Below are 18,369 nucleotides of genomic sequence, written 5' to 3' on the forward strand. Positions count from 1 at the left end.
ACTTACCCCTTTTGTATTGTACCGTAGCAAACCCAAGTTTGTGCTTTATCAATATAGGCTGGTACGGTTTCGCCAATTGATAAAGAGTCGTCTTTCGGGAATAATACCATTTTATTGCCCGATGTGCGACCAAACCACATATCTTCATCACGAGGACTTGGCCCCTCTACAATAATATCAAACACTTGCCCTTCCATAGGTTTATTTAGTTCATAAGAGATTTCATTTTGCACATCCATCAATGTTTGTAAACGTACCCGTTTAACCTCTTCTGGAACTTGATCATCCATAGTCGCTGCTGGCGTTCCAGAACGTTTAGAATAAATGAATGTATAAGCCATATCATAGCGTACATCTTTTAACAATTGTAATGTAGCTAGGAAGTCTTCCTCTGTTTCCCCTGGGAAACCTGCGATAATATCTGTAGTAACTACTACATCTTTAATTTTCTCACGACAGTAAGAAAGTAATTCTTTGTAATGTTCTACTGTATAATGACGGTTCATTTTTTTTAAAATACGGTTTGAACCGGATTGAATTGGTAAATGTAAATGGGTAACGATATTGGAAGATCGCCCAAGTGCATCTATCATAGATTTAGTCATATCTTGAGGATGACTCGTCATATAGCGAATACGTTCAATTCCTGGAATACCATCGAGGGCATCAACTAATGTACCAAAATCAGTACCATCTTTGAAATCTAAACCGTAAGAGTTTACATTTTGTCCTAATAACGTGATTTCTTTAAACCCTTTTGCACCTAGTTCAGTAACCTCTTTTACAATGGCTTCTACAGGACGACTTATCTCTCTACCACGAACGTGAGGAACAATACAATAGGTACAGAACTTATTGCAACCATTCATAATAGGTACCCATGCATAAAAGGTGCCATTAGGTTTCGCTTCCAATTCAGGTAGTACAGAATTATCCATATCCACATTGATTTGATGTGTATGACCGCGTTGAACCTCTTCAATCATTTCATTAATATGTTGAATATTATGAGTACCTAATACAATATCAATATGTGGAGCCCGTTTAAACATTTCCGCTTGATTCTTCTGAGCCATACAACCTGTAACAGCAAGAATCAAGTTTTTGTTTTTACGCTTTAGTCTCATTAGCTCACCTATGCGGCCATAGACCTTTGTTTCTGCATTCTCACGAACTGCACAAGTATTTAATAAAATTAAATCTGCAATTTCTACGTCCTCTGTAGGTGTATAGCCTACAGATTCTAACTGATGCGATAAGCGCTCAGAATCAGCAGTATTCATTTGACAACCATAGGTGTAAATATAATAAGACTTCATTCTAACTCCTATACTTTAACAATCTTACGTTTTGTTTCTATAATATTCTTAACTTTTATAGACATACGTTCAATAGACATGCCTGTAATATACTCAATTTCATTTCGAACAGACTTTTGTACCTGTTGCATCAATGCTTTAACAGGATAACCATGTTCAATAACAACAGCCATATCAACAACTAAACCATTTTGGCCTTTGTCACTCTTTTTGAAAGAAATAACACTTGATTCATCAACACCAACAACTTTTTTTAAGCCATTGCGAATCAATTTAATAATTACATCATCATCGAAGGTAAGACGTCCATAATAGCTGAAAGCAGGACGAACTACAGAACGTTCAAAACCTTCTGATCCAATTTGACCCAATGTATCTTGATCTTGTTTTTTCAAAGTACGGCGACGCCACATGGTTTTAATTGGATCAATCAAATATCCTCTAAAGTGAGGTTTCAATTCCATTGTTGGAACTGGAATAATATGTTTACCTTCTTTAAGACGAGCATGTTGTGCTTTTTCAATTTCTTTAGGTGTAGCTACATCTTCAATGCGAATGTATCGATCTGGATCTTGCAAGCCTAATGCTTTCGTAATTTTCTTAACCATATTATCGGATGTACCAATAATCATAAGCTTATTAGGATTAATTTTATCTAATTGTTCACGCACTGATTTTACTTGTACTTCATCTTGGAAAATAGCACGACGAACAGCTTTTAATCGGCTAGATTCCTTCTTTGCAGAAAAGCCAGCTACAATCTTATTATCATGAATTAAAATGCCATCATCAATGATACATTCAATATTATTTTCATGAGCAACTACGAGCGCACGATGGCTTTTACCAGTGCCACTACTACCTACAAATGCAACGACTTCCATAGTCAACCTCATTATTTATAACAAACTAATAAATTCTGATACATTCTCAGCGGATACCAAGTAATCGCCAAATTGATCTGGTGCTTTTCCTGGAATACCATGATAATCAGAACCACCTGTAATAAACAAGTTATGTTCTTTAGCTAATGCTTTATATCGTTTCACATCATCATCGTTATGTTTAGTATGGTAAACCTCCATACCATCAAAATCATAGGCTAACATTTCTACTACATATTCATCACTAGTTACTAGTTTAGGATGAGCCATAACGGCAAGGCCACCAGCTTTATGAATAATATCAATAATATGCGGAACCGCAACCTTTACCTTAGGTACATAGCATGGACTATCTTTTCGAAGAATACCTTTGAATACCTCATTAATATCCTTAGCATAACCACCATCAATTAATAACTGTCCAATATGTGGACGCCCATAAGCTTGCGTCTTAGGGAATTTTTTAAGTAGGTCATCTTTTGATATAACATATCCAGCATTATTACAACGTTTGATAATCTCATCAATCCGTTCTTCTCGTTTTGCTTTAAAATATTGAATAAAGTCTTTTAATTCTTGATTTGTTTCATCAAAACGATATCCCAGAATATGAATCGATTTATCTTTATAGTCAGCACTAAATTCGCAACCATTAATAATTTTAATAGTTTTCTCTGGATCTAATTGCTTTTGAGCGGCACGCAATGCTTTTATGCCATCAATTTCGTCATGATCTGTTAACGCCATCATAGATAGTTTACATTCTAAGGCAAGACGTAATAATTCTTCGGGACTTTTAACACCATCAGAATAGATAGAATGCATGTGAAAATCAACAAGCATAGAGCACCTCCCATTACAATTATCCTATCTTTTAATTATGACTGATTTAGCTAATTTATTCAAGATGAGATAGAAAAATTGCGACCCTAATGAGCATTCACTAGAATCGCAATTTAATTATAAATCTTGAAGTAATTCAGTAACCTTAGTCGCTACAGAATCGATTGCACATGTAATCGCTTCACCAGACTTACGGATTTGAATTTCTACTTCATTATTTTCAAGTGTATTTTTACTTACTGTAATTCGAAGTGGATAGCCAATTAAATCAGCATCTTTGAATTTTACACCAGCTCGATCCTTACGATCATCAAGTAACACATCTACACCTGCATCTTGTAATGCAGTATAAATTGTTTGACTTGTAGACATCAAAGCTTCATCTTTTGCATTAATAGGTACAATAACGGCTTCAAATGGAGCAATAGCACGTGGCCAAATGATACCATTTTCATCGTGGTACTGCTCAATAGCTGCAGCTAATGTACGAGATACACCAATACCATAGCACCCCATAATCATTGGATTAGGGCGACCATTTTGATCTAAGAATGTAGCTTGTAAAGCTTCAGAGTATTTTGTACCCAATTTAAATACTTGACCCACTTCAATACCTTTAGCATGCTCTAATGTACCACCACAAGTTGGACAAACATCATCATCTGTTATTAAACGAATTGGTGCAACAATGATATCTTCTACATTAAAGTCACGTTTAGGATTAATGTTAATATAGTGTGCATCTTTCTTGTTTGCACCACCACAAACATTGTACGTTTCCATAACAGATTCATCCACAACAATAGCAAACTCTTCTGTTTGTTTTAACCCAACAGGACTTATAAAGCCAGCTGTCAAACCTACTTTTTCCAATTCTTCTGGTGTAGCCATTTCAGGCTCTACGGAACCCAATACAGCATGTTGCACTGCTACTTCATTTACTTCATGGTCACCGCGAACAATAGCTAACACAATTTTACCATCAATAGAAAATACTACGGCTTTAATCGTTTTATGTAATGGTAAATTAAGCATTTCTGCAACATCTTCAATAGTACTTGCATTTGGAGTGTCCACAACAGATAACTCTTGAAGTGCTTCTTCATCCTGTTTCATAATACCAGGTTTACCAATTTCTATATTGGCAGCATAGTCACATTTTGTGCAATACACAATATCAGCTTCACCAGCTTCAGCAATTGCCATAAATTCATGTGTTCCACTACCACCGATGGCACCACTATCAGCTTCTACAGGACGGAATGTAAGACCACAACGCGTAAAAATACGTGTATATGCATCATACATAGATTTATAAGATTCGTCTAAACCAGCTTCATCTACATCAAAAGAATATGCATCTTTCATAATAAATTCGCGACTACGCATCAAACCATAACGTGGACGACGTTCATCACGGAATTTACTTTGGATTTGATATAAATTTACTGGTAATTGACGATAGGAGTTAATCTCATTTTTTACAAGAGTTGTAATCATCTCTTCATGAGTTGGCCCCAAGCAGAATTCATTATCATGACGATCATTAATACGCATCATTTCTGCGCCATATGCGTTCCAACGGCCAGACTCTTTCCAAATTTCTGCAGGTTGTAAGATAGGCATCATGATTTCTTGAGCACTAGCACGATCCATTTCTTCTCGTACAATGGCTTCAATTTTTTTGATACTTCTCCACCCTAATGGCAAAAAGCTATATAAACCATTTGCAGTTTTGCGCATAAAACCTGCGCGAAGCATAAGCTGTTGGCTAACTACATCAGCGTCAGATGGAACCTCACGCAATGTAGGTGCATATAATTTAGTGGCTAACATAAAGACTCCTCATTTAAGCTTTCTAAATATTGATCAATTTCTCTAAATAATGTATCTACTAATTCAGCTTCTGGCACAGTCTTGATAACTTCACCCTTTCGGAAAACAATACCCTGACCATTACCACCAGCAATACCAAAATCAGCTTCACGAGCCTCACCGGGCCCATTTACAACACATCCCATAACCGCAACTTTAATCGGTGCTTTAATAGATGCTAAGCGCTCCTCTACAATTCCCGCCATGTCAAACAGATTGACTTGGCATCGGCCACATGTAGGGCAGGAAATCATTGTAGCACCAAAGTTGCGTAATCCCAAGTTACTTAAAATACTTCGGCCTACTTCTATTTCATGTATTGGGTCACCCGTTAAAGATACCCGTAATGTATCACCAATGCCGTCTAATAATAAAGCACCAATACCCATAGCAGACTTAATGGTACCTTGTTTTATCGTCCCAGCCTCAGTAACACCTAAATGTAAAGGATAAGGAATCTTATCGGATAACTTACGATAGGCTTCTACCATTAAAGGAACTTCCGTTGCTTTAATGGATAATTTCATTTGGCGATAGTCAAGCTTTTCAAGAATTCGCACATGTTCTAATGCAGTCTCTACCATGCCATCTGCTGTAGGATGACCACCATGAGCATCGAGGATATGCTTTGGTAAAGAACCAGCATTGACACCTATACGAATTGGAATTTGTTTAGGTTTAGCTTTTTCAATAACAGCTAATACTTTATCCTCTCCGCCAATATTTCCTGGGTTAATACGCAATCCATCAACATTATTCTCAATAGCTTCTAAAGCTAATTTATAGTCGAAATGAATATCAGCAATTAAAGGAATATCAATACCAGCACGAACTGCTTTTAAAGCTTTTGCAGATGCCATTGTAGGTACTGCAACACGTACTAATTCACAACCAGCCTCAGCTAAGCGATTTATTTCAGCAATAGCCTTTTCCGTGTGAACCGGATCAGTGGTAATCATAGATTGAATGCTTACCGGTGCATAATCACCTATTTTAACTGTACCTACATAGATACCATTTGTTGGTTTACGTACAATCATTGTAATCTCCCATCTATCTTATAGTAATCGGAATATATCCTGAGTTGTTACATATAAGAATAATGCTACCATCAAAGCAACACCAACCATTTGAATATACATAAGTGCCTTAGCAGGTAACTTACGACCTGTGATAGCTTCAGCCAAAATAATAATTAAATGACCACCATCTAATACAGGTAATGGCAAAAGATTAATAACCCCTAAGTTAATACTTAAAAATGCTGCAAAACTTAATAGTGGCGCAAAGCCAGATTGTGCAATAGTACCAGCCATTTGTGAAATCCCTACAGGGCCAGATAGCTCTGCTGCCTGTGTGCCTCGAATCATATCATATAAGCCACTTAGCATAGCAACAATTGTTTGACCTGTACGAGTAACAGCTAGACTGAAAGACTCGCCTATGCTATAACTTTCTCGTGTAAAACTAGGATAAATACCAATTTTAGGACTATCTTGTTCCATTTTTGGAATCACTGTAGTTTCTACAGTTTCTCCGTCTCGATCTACCACAACGGTAACACCATGGTTGGCAGTACCTTGTAAGCTAGGACGGATTTCATCCCACGTTGAAATCTTTTTACCATCAATAGTAAGAATTCTATCATTTGATTGTAAATGAGCTTGTTCAGCGGCACTACCAGGGATGATATTACCAATAACAGGATCATTTGTATAGGTAAGATTACCTACTGTTGCATTGAGGCCAAAGAATAAAACAATGGCCAATAAAAAATTGAATACTGCCCCTGCAGAAATAACAATAAATTTCTTCCATGCAGGTTTAGTATAAAATGACCGTTCATTTAACGGCTCGTCAGGACTCATGCCAGCAATACGATTAAAACCACCAAGAGGAATGATACGAATAGAATATAAGGTTTCCCCTTTTTGGACTTTAAATATGGCCGGTCCAAAACCTATGGCGAATTCATCTACTTGCATGCCCGACATTTTTGCTGTAATAAAATGGCCTAACTCATGAATAAACACGATTAAACCAAATACAAATATTGTGGCTAATGCCGTTGTCATATATACTCCTATACCATCAATGATGTAGCCTTTTCACGAGCCCATCTATCGATAGCTAATAAATTGTCTAACGTAAAGTCATCTTCAGGTCCCATAGATTCTAGAACTGATGTAACGACTTTGTAAATATCACCAAAGGCGATTTTATCATCTAAAAATGCATAAACTGCTGTTTCGTTTGCAGCATTAAATACGGCGGGTTTAAAGCCACTTGCTCGTCCTACTTCATATGCAAGACGAAGAGCAGGAAAATCATCATATCGTGGTGGTAAAAACTCTAATTGTAAGGCTTTAGTAAAATCAAGATGATTCATACTTAAAACTTCACGTTTTGGATATGTCAAAGCATATTGAATAGGCTCGCGCATGTCTGGATTCCCCATTTGAGCTAATATAGCCCCATCTTTCATGCGTATCATAGAATGAACGATACTTTGAGGATGTACCACAACATCAATATGATCAAAATCAAAACCAAAAAGCCAATGAGCTTCGATTACCTCTAAGCCCTTGTTAAATAGAGATGCAGAGTCGATAGTAATCTTATTGCCCATATTCCAAGTTGGATGTCGCAAGCAATCTGCAGCTGTGGCAGTTTGAATCTTATCAGAATCCCAAGTCCGTAAAGGACCACCAGAAGCTGTAACGATTAAAGAATCAACATTATCGCAATCTTGTCCTTCTAAGCATTGGAAAATAGCACTGTGCTCACTATCAATAGGTAAAATTTGTACGCCATACTCTTTCGCTAAGGATGTAATCAATGGGCCACCGGCTACTAATGTTTCTTTATTAGCAAGACCAATGGTCTTACCTTTTTTGATGGCCTCCACAGTAGGTTCAATACCAGCAGCACCTACAATAGCAGTTACAACCATAGTAGCTTCTTGAATTGTTGCTGCCGCAATGAGCGCTTCCTTGCCACCTACAAGTTTTGTAGGACCTGTATAGCGGCCTTGTAGCTCTTTAAAAGCATTTTCATCAACTAGTCCGGCTACTAATGGCTGATATTCTTTAATTTGTTGTTCTAAGAGGTCAATATTATGATGTGCCACTAATGCAACCACCTTGAATTGATCTGGATGTTGAGACACTACATCTAGTGTCTGTGTACCGATTGAGCCAGTACTGCCAATAATACTTAGGTATTTCATAAGCTTACCTCTATTAGATTAGTACGAAAAGAGTAATATATATATCAATGTAATAGGAGCCGCAAATAATAAGCTATCAAAACGATCCAATACACCACCATGACCTGGTAGTAAAGTACCAGAATCTTTCACATTACATAATCGTTTAATCTTTGATTCAAATAAATCACCTAATGGTGCAAGTATACCGCTAATCATACCAACATGAATGCCCATCCACCATGGAATGCCTACGATATACGAAAATACTGCGCCTGTAATAATACAGCCGATAAAGCCACCAATAAAACCCTCTAGTGTTTTATTGGGACTAATGGATGGAACAATTTTACGTTTCCCAAAGGCACGACCAGCAAAATAAGCAAAAGTATCACTAGCCCATGTTGTAAACAATACTAGCCAAAGAGTAATTGTTCCCCAATTATATAATTCAAATGGCATTGATAGAGACATGTATATAGAGTCATGACGAATCATGAGCAAAGAAATCATGCCAATACCAACATATAATAAGCCAAATACACTAAATGAAACACTAGCTAAGGAGTATTTGTTTTCACCAAATGTACATAACATATAATTAGCTGATAAACTCAATACTAATATAGCTATTGCTAGAATATACTGATGACATGCAAAGGCAATCATCAAAAATAAAATACTAATATAGCCCCATAAAATGGACATACGCACATGTTTAGCTTTACCTAGTAAAACAAACTCACGCCAGCCCAACAGAGCTAATAATGTAATAAGAATATCATATACAGGTCCGCCTAATGTAATGGCCCCTAAGGCAATAATAAAACCTATAACAGCGGTTATAACACGTGTTTTTAACATTTTTTATTCCTCATCACGTAAGCCACCAAACCGGCGTTCTCGTTTTTGATATGCTGCAACAGCCTCTAATAATGTTTCCTTAGTGAAATCTGGCCAATGTAAATCAGTAAACCAGAATTCAGCGTAAGCTAGCTGCCACAATAAAAAGTTACTAATTCTAAAATCACTACTTGGACGAATTAACAAGTCTACATCACTAAACTCTTTAGTGAAAAGTTGGGAACTAACATAGTCTTCTGTAATCTCGTCTGTAGTAATAGTTCCATCCACAACAGAATTTGTAATATCGCGGATAGTTCTTACTATTTCATCACGCCCCCCATAGTTTATTGCTAACTGTAAGGTAAGGCCTGTATTATTCTGAGTTAATAATTCGGCATCGTGAATAATCTTTTGAAGCTCATCTGAAAGAGCACCGATATATCCAATAAAGCGAATACGCACATTATGTTCATGCATATACTTAACATTATTATTTAAGTATTCTTTTATGAGAGCCATAAGTAAAGAAACTTCCTGTTCAGGACGCTTCCAGTTCTCTGTGGAGAAGCCATATACCGTAAGAGCTCTAATTCCAATCTCATCTGCAGCAATAACAATCTGCTTTAATACGTCGGCTCCTGCGCGGTGTCCCATTGATCGTGGCATGCCTCTTCGTTTTGCCCAACGACCATTGCCATCCATAATAATAGCAACATGTTTTGGTATCACATTACTATCAATAACAGGCGTATCAGATGGTTTACGGTTAAATAATTTCTTTAGCATAGTCTACCTCGATAGAATTTCCGAAGTCGCTGGCAATCATTGGTCTATACACTAGTATATGTAAACACTCATCAACCTTGGTAATACGTGCTACATAAAATCCTTTATCAGCAATATCAAAAAAGCGATTAAAGGATCCCCCAATCATTACCTTAAAAGGAATATGGGCAGCCTGCAAACGAGACTTTGCAAGCTGCCATGGCATTCCAATAAGGCTATTAGAATCTAACATTATACTTCTAATACGTCCTTTTCTTTTACTGCTTTTAACTCATCAATCTGCTTAATTTTAGCATCTGTAAGTTTTTGAATTTGATCTAAACCGTCTTTAGCATCATCTTCAGTAATTGTTTTAGCTTTCTCTTCTTTTTTCAATGCATCATTTACATCACGACGAATATTTCGTACTGCAACTTTAGCATCTTCAGCTTTTTTATGAACAACTTTAACGATTTCTTTACGACGTTCCTCAGTCAATTGAGGAATAGTCAATCGAATTTGAGCACCATCATTACCAGGATTTAAACCAAGATCAGATTGTAAGATTGCTTTTTCAATAGCACCAATCATAGTTTTATCCCAAGGTGCAATAACAATCATACGAGGCTCAGGCACGGAGATATTTGCAACTTGGTTAATTGGAGATGGGCTACCATAATAGTCAACCATTACTTTGTCAAGCAATGCTACACTAGCACGGCCTGTACGAATAGATGCAAATTCATGTTTTAAAGCCTCAATAGACTTATTCATGCGTTCTTCTGCTTGTTGCAACAATTCTTTAATTTCCATTTGAATTATTCTCCTCGAACTATGGTACCAATCTCTTCACCTTTAGCGGCTTTAGTAATGTTACCAGGAATGTCCATGCTAAATACAATAATAGGGATATTATTATCTTTACATAAAGTTGTGGATGTTGCATCCATAACCTTTAATTCTTTTGTGATGATATCATTATATGTTAACTCATCAAATTTAACGGCATTAGGATTCGTTTTAGGATCAGAATCATATACACCGTCAGCAAACTTCTTCGCCATCAAAATTGCATCTGCTTCAATTTCAGCAGCGCGCAATGCAGCAGTCGTATCTGTAGAGAAGTATGGTTTACCAAGGCCTGCACCGAAGATAACGATACGTTTTTTCTCTAAGTGACGAATTGCACGACGACGAATATAAGGTTCTGCAATTTCTTGCATTTCGATAGCAGTTTGAACACGAGTGTCTACGCCTGCTTGTTCTAATGCATCTTGCAATGCTAAGGAGTTCATTACTGTTGCTAGCATACCCATATAGTCAGCAGTAGCACGATCCATACCTTGGTTACTACCAGCCAACCCTCTCCATAGGTTACCACCACCAACAACAATTGCGATTTCTAAATCAGTGGATTTTGCTAAAGCTGCAATCTCTTGAGCAAATTCTTCAACAACATCAGGGTTAATACCAAAACCTTGGTCACCTGCTAATGCTTCACCACTTAACTTCAAAACAATACGTTGAAAGTTTCTCTTTGCCATGTTTTTACTCCTCTATTGCAAAATAAGAGAACACTGTACGGTGTTCTCTTATTGTTTCTTAACTATTTACCAACAGATGCCATTACTTCAGCTACGAAGTCATCTTGGCGTTTTTCAATGCCTTCACCTAAACCGTAGCGAACAAAACGACGTACGTTGATGTTTTCACCGATTTTTGCAATACTTTCATTAATTACATCAGTAACAGTTTTGTCACTATCTTTAATGAATACTTGTTCTAATAGGCAGTTTTCTTTATAGAATTTTTCAATACGACCAGCAACCATTTTTTCCAAAACAGCTTCAGGTTTTGGTTTACGGCCAGCTTTAACGTCTTCTTCAGCTTCTACTTTAGCTTGTTCCAACAATACTTGTTTTTCGTGTTCGATTACTTCAGCAGGAACTTCTTCACGGTTCAAGTATGTAGGGTTTACAGCTGCGATTTGCATAGCGATATCGCGTGCCAAGTTTTGGAAATCATCAGTTTTAGCAACGAAGTCAGTTTCGCAGTTAACTTCTACCAATACACCGATACGACCACCAGCGTGGATGTAAGATTGTACTACACCTTCAGCTGCGATACGACCAGCTTTTTTAGCTGCAGCAGCCAAACCTTTTTCACGAAGAAGGTCAACCGCTTTTTCGATATTACCGTCAGTTTCAACCAATGCTTTTTTAGCGTCCATCATACCTGCGCCAGTCATGTCGCGCAATTCTTTTACCAAAGCAGCAGTAATTGCCATTATTTTGTTCCTCCTAGTACTAATTAAGGTAAGGATATAGTCCTTACCCTAATTATATATGTTATAGATTTATCTTTCAAATGCTAATCAGAAATGATTAAGTAGCTTAACAGAATTATTCTGCAGCTTCAGCACCGTCTAAAGATTCGCCTTGACGACCTTCAAGAACAGCGTCTGCCATTTTACCAGCCAACAATTTTACAGCGCGGATAGCGTCATCATTTGCTGGGATTGGGAATTCTACTTCATCAGGATCGCAGTTAGTGTCAACTGTTGCAACAACTGGAATACCCAATTTTTTAGCTTCTGCAATAGCGATTTTTTCTTTTTTAGGATCAACTACGAAAAGAGCACCTGGCATTTTAGGCATATCTTTGATACCGCCAAGATATTTTTCCAATTTTTCCATTTCATGACGAAGACCGATAACTTCTTTTTTAGGCAATACTTCGAAAGTACCATCTTCTGCCATAGCTTCCAATTGTTTTAAACGTTTAATACGAGTTTCAATTGTTTTGAAGTTAGTCAACATACCGCCCAACCAACGTTCGTTAACGAAGAACATGTTAGCACGGATAGCTTCTTCTTTAATAGCTTCTTGAGCTTGTTTTTTAGTACCTACGAACAAGATTACTTCGCCTTGGGAAGCAACTTCACGCAAGAAATTGTAAGCTTCTTCTACTTTTTTAACTGTTTTGGACAAGTCAATGATATAAATACCATTGCGTTCAGTGAAGATGAATTTCGCCATTTTAGGGTTCCATCTTCTAGTCTGATGACCAAAGTGTACACCAGCCTCTAATAATTGTTTCATTGATACTACTGCCATTGTGGCACCTCCTGTTAATTAACCTCCGCCGCTTCATCCTTCGGGTCACCCAAAATTAGGCACAGTACCGAAGTCCACCGACGTGCATATTTTTCATACCCAGTAATTTTACCAAAAAATTATTCTAAAAGCAAGCAAGGAGTGAGGATTTATTTAAGAAAACCTCACTCCTTATGTTTGATTATAAAATTATTTTTCTAGAAGCTATTATTTCCAAACATAGTACTGTTTAGATACTACACATAATATTAAGATAGTAAACTCAAAATAACAATTATTATAACTAGTTATTTCGAATGGCCGCAATCATTTGTGCTCGATCATCAGCGCCAAACACAGCGGAACCTGCAACTAGAATTGTAGCACCTGCTCGTTTAATAGGTACACAAGTAATATCATTAATACCGCCATCTACTTCAATAACTGCAGTTGTGTTGTCCACTTCTTCTAATAGCATTTTAGCTTGTTTAACTTTTTTAATAGCGTTTGGAATAAAGGATTGACCACCAAAGCCAGGATTTACGGACATAATTAAGATCATATCAAGATCAGCTGCTACATCCTCCAATAAAGATACTGGTGTACCTGGATTAAGTGATACCCCTGCTTTCATACCACATTGTTTGATATGTTGAATCAATCGATGCATATGAGGCACTGTTTCTTGATGGAATGTAAAATACTCTACACCAATCTTTGCAAACTCTTCTACGTAATCACCAGGATTAGTAACCATTAAATGAACATCAAATGGTAGTTGTGTATAAGGACGGATTGCTTTTACTATAGGTGCACCAAAGGTTAAGTTTGGTACAAAATGACCATCCATAATATCAATATGCAATAAGTCCGCTCCGGCTAATTCAATGGATTTTATTTCTTCACTTAATGTTGCAAAATTTGCAGAGAGCATAGATGGTGCAATTTTAATCATTTTAAAACCTCTTTCGTTGACTTTCTATGTCATTACGTATAGACATATATGCATCATATCGTCCTTGATGAATATGGCCAGCCTCTAAAGCATCTTTTATGCCACAAATAGGTTCATGTTCATGATAACAAGGATTAAATTTACATGTATCAACATAATCACTAAATTCAGGGAATAACGTAGGTAACCGTTCTAATGATACATCATTGAACTCAATGGCGCTAAAGCCTGGTGTATCCATGATAAAGGAATTTGAATCCAAACTATATAAGGAAGCATGACGAGTAGTATGTTTACCACGCTTAATTTTGTCACTAACCTCTCCCGTTTGGAATGCAAACTTAGGGTCCACTGCATTTAATAAACTACTTTTACCAACACCAGAAGGACCTGCAAATGCAGTTACCTTATGTTCTAAGACATGACGTAAGTCATCAATACCAGTCATATTATATGTTGATGTCATCAATACTTCATAGCCGATAGATTGATAAAGTTTTACCATATCTTCCGTATCTGAATCCATCAAATCACATTTGTTGATACATAATACAATAGGAATATCTGCATGCTCAATCATAACCAGCATTTTATTGAGCAATAACTCATTAATATCTGGCTCATGGGCAGCTACCACCAATACAACTTGGTCAATATTGGCTACCGCAGGTCTTACCATAGCATTATGACGATCATGGATGGACTCAACGAATCCATCCTCTGAAATCGTAACACGGTCACCAACAAGTAAACTGTAGCGACCTTTCTTTAATCTGCCTCGAACTTTACATTCATGAACAGTACCGCTATCGTCTTGTACGTAAAAGTAACCATTCATATTTTTGACAACAATGCCTGTAATCATAATTCCCCTTATAATGCTGTTTCTTGTACTAATGCACCATTGAGATAAACCTCAATACGTACATTACCTACACCAGACACTTTTTTAACGATACGATCACCAGGTTTATTTGTATCATCATAAATAACAGCAGAACCTTCATCATCCTTTACAACAATTTTAAGTTCTTGATTTTTAGACCCCGCTGGAACTGTAATATCTACAGTACCAGTTGTTTTATTACTGCTACTATCCGACTTTTTATCAGATTTCTTTTTATCATCTTTATATTCAGTCGTTAAGTTTACCGTAGATCCTTCATCAATTTCATCGCCAGCTTTAATGCTTTGCTCAGTTACAATAGATTTTTCTTCTACTGAACCAGCTACTTGATTAACGCCAAGATGAGCATTGCTCAATGTATCTCGCGCATCTTTTAAGGTCATACCAATAACATTTGGCATTTGAATCTTTTTAGCTTTTGCTTTATTTACAACGAGATCAATTGTAGTGCCTTTAGAAACTTTAGAATCACCAGATGGACTTTGAGCAATAATAACGCCATCAGGTTTATTATCAACAGATTGTTGAGTTACTTTACCCACAACTAAACCTACATCTTTGAGACGTTGTCGTGCTTGTTCTACAGTTAAACCGGATAAGTCTGGTACTGTAATATCACCAACACCTTTAGAAACGACAAGGTGTATTGTTCGCTGTTCTTTAACCTTTTCCCCAGCCCCTGGAGTCTGAGAAATAACTTGACCTGCTGGTACATCAGGGTTTGTAACTTCACTTGTAGATACGCGCAAATGTTTATCTTCTAAAATATTTTTAGCTACAGATACTTGCTTACCTACAACATTAGGTACATCCACTGTTGTATTGCTCCAGAAGTTACCATAACTCAAGAAGGCACCTAAGAATGCTACTAAGAAAATAACAGCAGCACCTAGAACAATATATTTTTGTGGAATCGATGCTATTTTGCTTAACATACTCTTCTTTTTACCCTCATCTTTTTGCTCTTCTTCAATGGTGCTGAAATCCTCCATAGCTTCAGGATCGACAGCTGGAATCATTTGCGTAGCAAAATCATATGGTTCATGACGTTGTGTTTTTCCCATTGTAAATCCTTGGGACAATCGTAAATCACTAATCATATCAGAAATAGAATCAAAACGATCCGCAGGATTTTTAGATAGAGCCTTCATCACAACTGCTTCTAAAAGCGGTGGAATGGACGGATTATATCGGGTTGGAGGAGCTACTTTTTCACGCACATGTTTTAATGCTACTGCGATTGGTGTTTCCCCTTCAAAAGGAACCCTTCCAGTAAGCATTTCATATAAAACTACCCCTAAAGAGTAAATATCAGTATTTCCATCCACAGGTTTACCACTAGCTTGTTCTGGTGATAAATAATGGGCTGACCCTAAAATAGAGTTCGTATACATCACGGTATTGGTAGCATTCATGGCTCGAGCGATACCAAAGTCAGTAACTTTTACACGACCAGTACGAGTGATAATAACATTATGTGGTTTAATATCACAATGTACTATTCCCATTGTATGTGCGTGCTCTAAGCCCTCAGCAATAGCAATTGTGAACTTAACAGCCTCATCTATGGATAGTCTGCCATGACGAGTAATGTATTCTTTTAATGTTTCACCATCTACATATTCCATAATGATATAGTGTAAGTCTTGATCAAACCCTACATCATACATGTTTACAATATTAGGATGATTTAGTTTGCCTGCCGCTTGTGCTTCTCGTTTAAAACGCGTAACAAACTCATCATCATTGGCAAAGTTAGCATGCAATACTTTAATTGCTACTTGTCTACCTAGTAAGGTATCTTCTCCAAGGTATACGTCTGCCATTCCGCCAACGCCAATTTTATCAACTATTCGGTAGCGGTTATCTAGAAGTAAACCTTTTATATTCATAGTACTCATTATTTCTCCATTTCTAGATTAGATTGTTCCCACCACAATGGTCACATTATCTCCTGCTCCGACATCATATACGGATTCCATTAATGACTCTATAACTTTCATATCATCATCAGTAGATTGTAAAGCACTAGCAATTACATCATCTGATACATATCCGCATAGTCCATCAGTGCAAAGTAAAATACGATCACCTGGAAGAATGGATTCTACACCACTATCTACCTCTAAAGTATTATCAACACCGACTGCACGGGTTAATAAGTTTCTTTGAGGATGATTTAGCATTTCATCCTTTGTAATCTCTCCAGCAGCTAATAATTCTTGTACCATAGAATGATCTGTAGTAATTTGTCGTAAAAGACCATCTCTATATACATACAAACGACTATCACCAACACTTGCCCAGTATAATTGGTTACCATTAATAGCTGTAACAACAGCAGTAGTACCCATACCAGCAAGACGTTCTTCATGAGCTACGCGATTGGCTATACGTTCATTTGCATGAATAATGGCATCGCATAAGTCTTGTTGACCAACCGTTTGAAGGGAGGCCAAATATTCTTTTATTTCATCAACAGCATAGGTACTAGCGATTTCACCACCACTATAGCCACCCATGCCATCAGTGACAGCACAAATAGGACCGTCTATAAAAAATCGATCTTCATTGCGCTGACGCACAAGTCCAATTTTACTTAAACCAACAAAATTATTCATGATTCTCCTTTTTCCGACCGTGAGCTGCTTTTAGCTGCCCACATGCGGCTTGGATTGCATCGCCCATCTCTTTACGTACCGTTACAGATACGCCATAGGAAGCAACGATGTCTTTAAATGTATTCATATTCGTAATAGATGGTTTATATAATTCAATATGTTCATTGCCATTAACAGGAATTAAATTAACATGGCAATTTGGGAAATCCTTACAGATTTCTCCCAAAGCATGAGCCTCCTCCATAGATGCGTTTATAGAATCTATAAGGATATACTCAAAGGTAATACGACGTTGAGTCGTATCATAATAATATTTTACCGCATCTAAGACTTCCGTCAATTCATAACGAGCCCCAACAGGCATAATACTACGACGCACTTCATTATTTGTAGCATGTAATGAGAGTGCTAATGTTATAGGCAATCCTTCATCAGCTAGCTTATAGATGTTAGGAACCCATCCACAGGTAGAAATCGTCATCTTACGATAACTAATATTACAAATTACAGGATCGTGTAACAGTTGTAAAGCTTGTAACACATTATCATAGTTTTGTAACGGCTCACCTGCGCCCATAACGACAACAGAATGAATTTGCTCTTTAGTAAGAGCCCCGAAGATAACAACTTGACCTATGATTTCAGCCGCTGTCAAATCACGGTACAAACCGCCTTGTGTAGAAGCACAGAATACACATCCCATAGCACAGCCTACTTGGGATGAAACACATACGGAATAACCATAGTGTTGTTCCATTAGAACGGCTTCTACTCGGCTTTGATCTATCATTTCAACGAGTATTTTACGAGTCTTCCCATCTGGAGAAACAGACTCTGTAATTAATGTAGGTAAAGAAATAATACAGTTATCACTTAACCATTGACGCAATTCTTTTGGAAATTGTGTCATGTCTTGAAAATCAAACACATATCTATGATAGATATAGTCGATTAACTGTTTCGCTCGAAACTTTTGTATATTATGGGTCTTAAAGATAGATTGTAATTCTTCTAAAGACTTACCCAATAATTCTATCATGGTACTCCATTT

At 37.1% G+C, this 18,369-nt stretch carries 19 protein-coding genes; all 19 read right to left on the reverse strand.

What is annotated here, in order from left to right; translation table 11 throughout:
• Positions 1-2: 2 nt before the first annotated feature.
• The 19 genes from miaB to rlmN all read right to left on the reverse strand — a co-directional run bounded on the left by miaB (position 3) and on the right by rlmN (position 18,357).
• A complete protein-coding gene (gene miaB / locus EL171_RS05245) occupies positions 3-1,319 on the reverse strand; it encodes a tRNA (N6-isopentenyl adenosine(37)-C2)-methylthiotransferase MiaB (RefSeq protein WP_039969212.1) in 1,317 nt (438 codons plus the stop codon).
• Positions 1,320-1,327: 8 nt separating this feature from the next.
• The gene (locus tag EL171_RS05250; protein WP_005386717.1) at positions 1,328-2,203 is read right to left on the reverse strand and encodes an Asp23/Gls24 family envelope stress response protein; all 876 of its coding nucleotides are present in this window, start codon (positions 2,201-2,203) and stop codon (positions 1,328-1,330) included.
• Between the two features lie 15 nt (positions 2,204-2,218).
• A complete protein-coding gene (locus EL171_RS05255; RefSeq protein WP_005386718.1) occupies positions 2,219-3,046 on the reverse strand; it encodes a PHP domain-containing protein in 828 nt (275 codons plus the stop codon).
• A 117-nt stretch (positions 3,047-3,163) separates the two neighbouring features.
• Entirely contained in the window at positions 3,164-4,882 is a 1,719-nt protein-coding gene (locus EL171_RS05260; RefSeq protein ID WP_005386719.1) for a proline--tRNA ligase, read from the reverse strand.
• On the reverse strand, positions 4,876-5,961 hold the full coding sequence (gene ispG, locus EL171_RS05265; protein WP_005386720.1) for a flavodoxin-dependent (E)-4-hydroxy-3-methylbut-2-enyl-diphosphate synthase: 1,086 nt from the start codon (positions 5,959-5,961) through the stop codon (positions 4,876-4,878). The genes EL171_RS05260 and ispG overlap by 7 nt, the downstream gene beginning before the upstream one ends.
• Before the next feature lie 18 nt (positions 5,962-5,979).
• Positions 5,980-6,996: an RIP metalloprotease RseP gene (rseP, locus tag EL171_RS05270; protein ID WP_005386721.1), complete on the reverse strand. Its 1,017-nt coding sequence runs from the start codon at positions 6,994-6,996 to the stop codon at positions 5,980-5,982.
• A gap of 8 nt (positions 6,997-7,004) precedes the next feature.
• Complete coding sequence (locus tag EL171_RS05275) at positions 7,005-8,150, reverse strand: 1-deoxy-D-xylulose-5-phosphate reductoisomerase (RefSeq protein ID WP_005386722.1); 1,146 nt, start codon at positions 8,148-8,150, stop codon at positions 7,005-7,007.
• Positions 8,151-8,168: 18 nt separating this feature from the next.
• Complete coding sequence (locus tag EL171_RS05280) at positions 8,169-8,993, reverse strand: phosphatidate cytidylyltransferase (RefSeq protein ID WP_005386723.1); 825 nt, start codon at positions 8,991-8,993, stop codon at positions 8,169-8,171.
• Between the two features lie 3 nt (positions 8,994-8,996).
• Positions 8,997-9,761 carry an undecaprenyl pyrophosphate synthase gene (locus EL171_RS05285; RefSeq protein ID WP_005386729.1) on the reverse strand — a complete coding sequence of 255 codons (765 nt, stop codon included), beginning with the start codon at positions 9,759-9,761 and terminating at the stop codon, positions 8,997-8,999.
• Positions 9,742-9,993, reverse strand: a complete 252-nt coding sequence (locus EL171_RS05290) for a hypothetical protein (protein ID WP_005386730.1) — start codon at positions 9,991-9,993, stop codon at positions 9,742-9,744. Before EL171_RS05290 ends, EL171_RS05285 begins: the two co-directional genes overlap by 20 nt.
• Positions 9,993-10,553, reverse strand: a complete 561-nt coding sequence (gene frr, locus EL171_RS05295; protein ID WP_005386731.1) for a ribosome recycling factor — start codon at positions 10,551-10,553, stop codon at positions 9,993-9,995. Before frr ends, EL171_RS05290 begins: the two co-directional genes overlap by 1 nt.
• Positions 10,554-10,558: 5 nt before the next feature.
• The gene (gene pyrH, locus EL171_RS05300; protein ID WP_005386732.1) at positions 10,559-11,284 is read right to left on the reverse strand and encodes a UMP kinase; all 726 of its coding nucleotides are present in this window, start codon (positions 11,282-11,284) and stop codon (positions 10,559-10,561) included.
• 62 nt (positions 11,285-11,346) lie between these two features.
• Positions 11,347-12,027, reverse strand: a complete 681-nt coding sequence (gene tsf, locus EL171_RS05305) for a translation elongation factor Ts (protein WP_005386733.1) — start codon at positions 12,025-12,027, stop codon at positions 11,347-11,349.
• A gap of 115 nt (positions 12,028-12,142) precedes the next feature.
• Positions 12,143-12,856, reverse strand: coding sequence for a 30S ribosomal protein S2 (gene rpsB / locus EL171_RS05310; RefSeq protein ID WP_005386735.1), 714 nt, complete (start codon positions 12,854-12,856; stop codon positions 12,143-12,145).
• A 283-nt stretch (positions 12,857-13,139) separates the two neighbouring features.
• Positions 13,140-13,790 (reverse strand): ribulose-phosphate 3-epimerase, encoded by a 651-nt coding sequence (rpe, locus tag EL171_RS05315; protein WP_005386737.1) that lies wholly within the window; start codon positions 13,788-13,790, stop codon positions 13,140-13,142.
• 1 nt (position 13,791) lies between these two features.
• A complete protein-coding gene (gene rsgA / locus EL171_RS05320; RefSeq protein ID WP_005386738.1) occupies positions 13,792-14,655 on the reverse strand; it encodes a ribosome small subunit-dependent GTPase A in 864 nt (287 codons plus the stop codon).
• A gap of 8 nt (positions 14,656-14,663) precedes the next feature.
• Entirely contained in the window at positions 14,664-16,589 is a 1,926-nt protein-coding gene (gene pknB / locus EL171_RS05325; RefSeq protein ID WP_039969392.1) for a Stk1 family PASTA domain-containing Ser/Thr kinase, read from the reverse strand.
• A 27-nt stretch (positions 16,590-16,616) separates the two neighbouring features.
• The gene (locus EL171_RS05330) at positions 16,617-17,318 is read right to left on the reverse strand and encodes a Stp1/IreP family PP2C-type Ser/Thr phosphatase (protein ID WP_005386740.1); all 702 of its coding nucleotides are present in this window, start codon (positions 17,316-17,318) and stop codon (positions 16,617-16,619) included.
• On the reverse strand, positions 17,311-18,357 hold the full coding sequence (rlmN, locus tag EL171_RS05335) for a dual-specificity RNA methyltransferase RlmN (RefSeq protein ID WP_005386741.1): 1,047 nt from the start codon (positions 18,355-18,357) through the stop codon (positions 17,311-17,313). The genes EL171_RS05330 and rlmN overlap by 8 nt, the downstream gene beginning before the upstream one ends.
• Positions 18,358-18,369 lie beyond the last annotated feature (12 nt).

Origin of the sequence: Veillonella dispar (assembly GCF_900637515.1) — a bacterium.
Lineage (GTDB): Bacteria > Bacillota > Negativicutes > Veillonellales > Veillonellaceae > Veillonella > Veillonella dispar.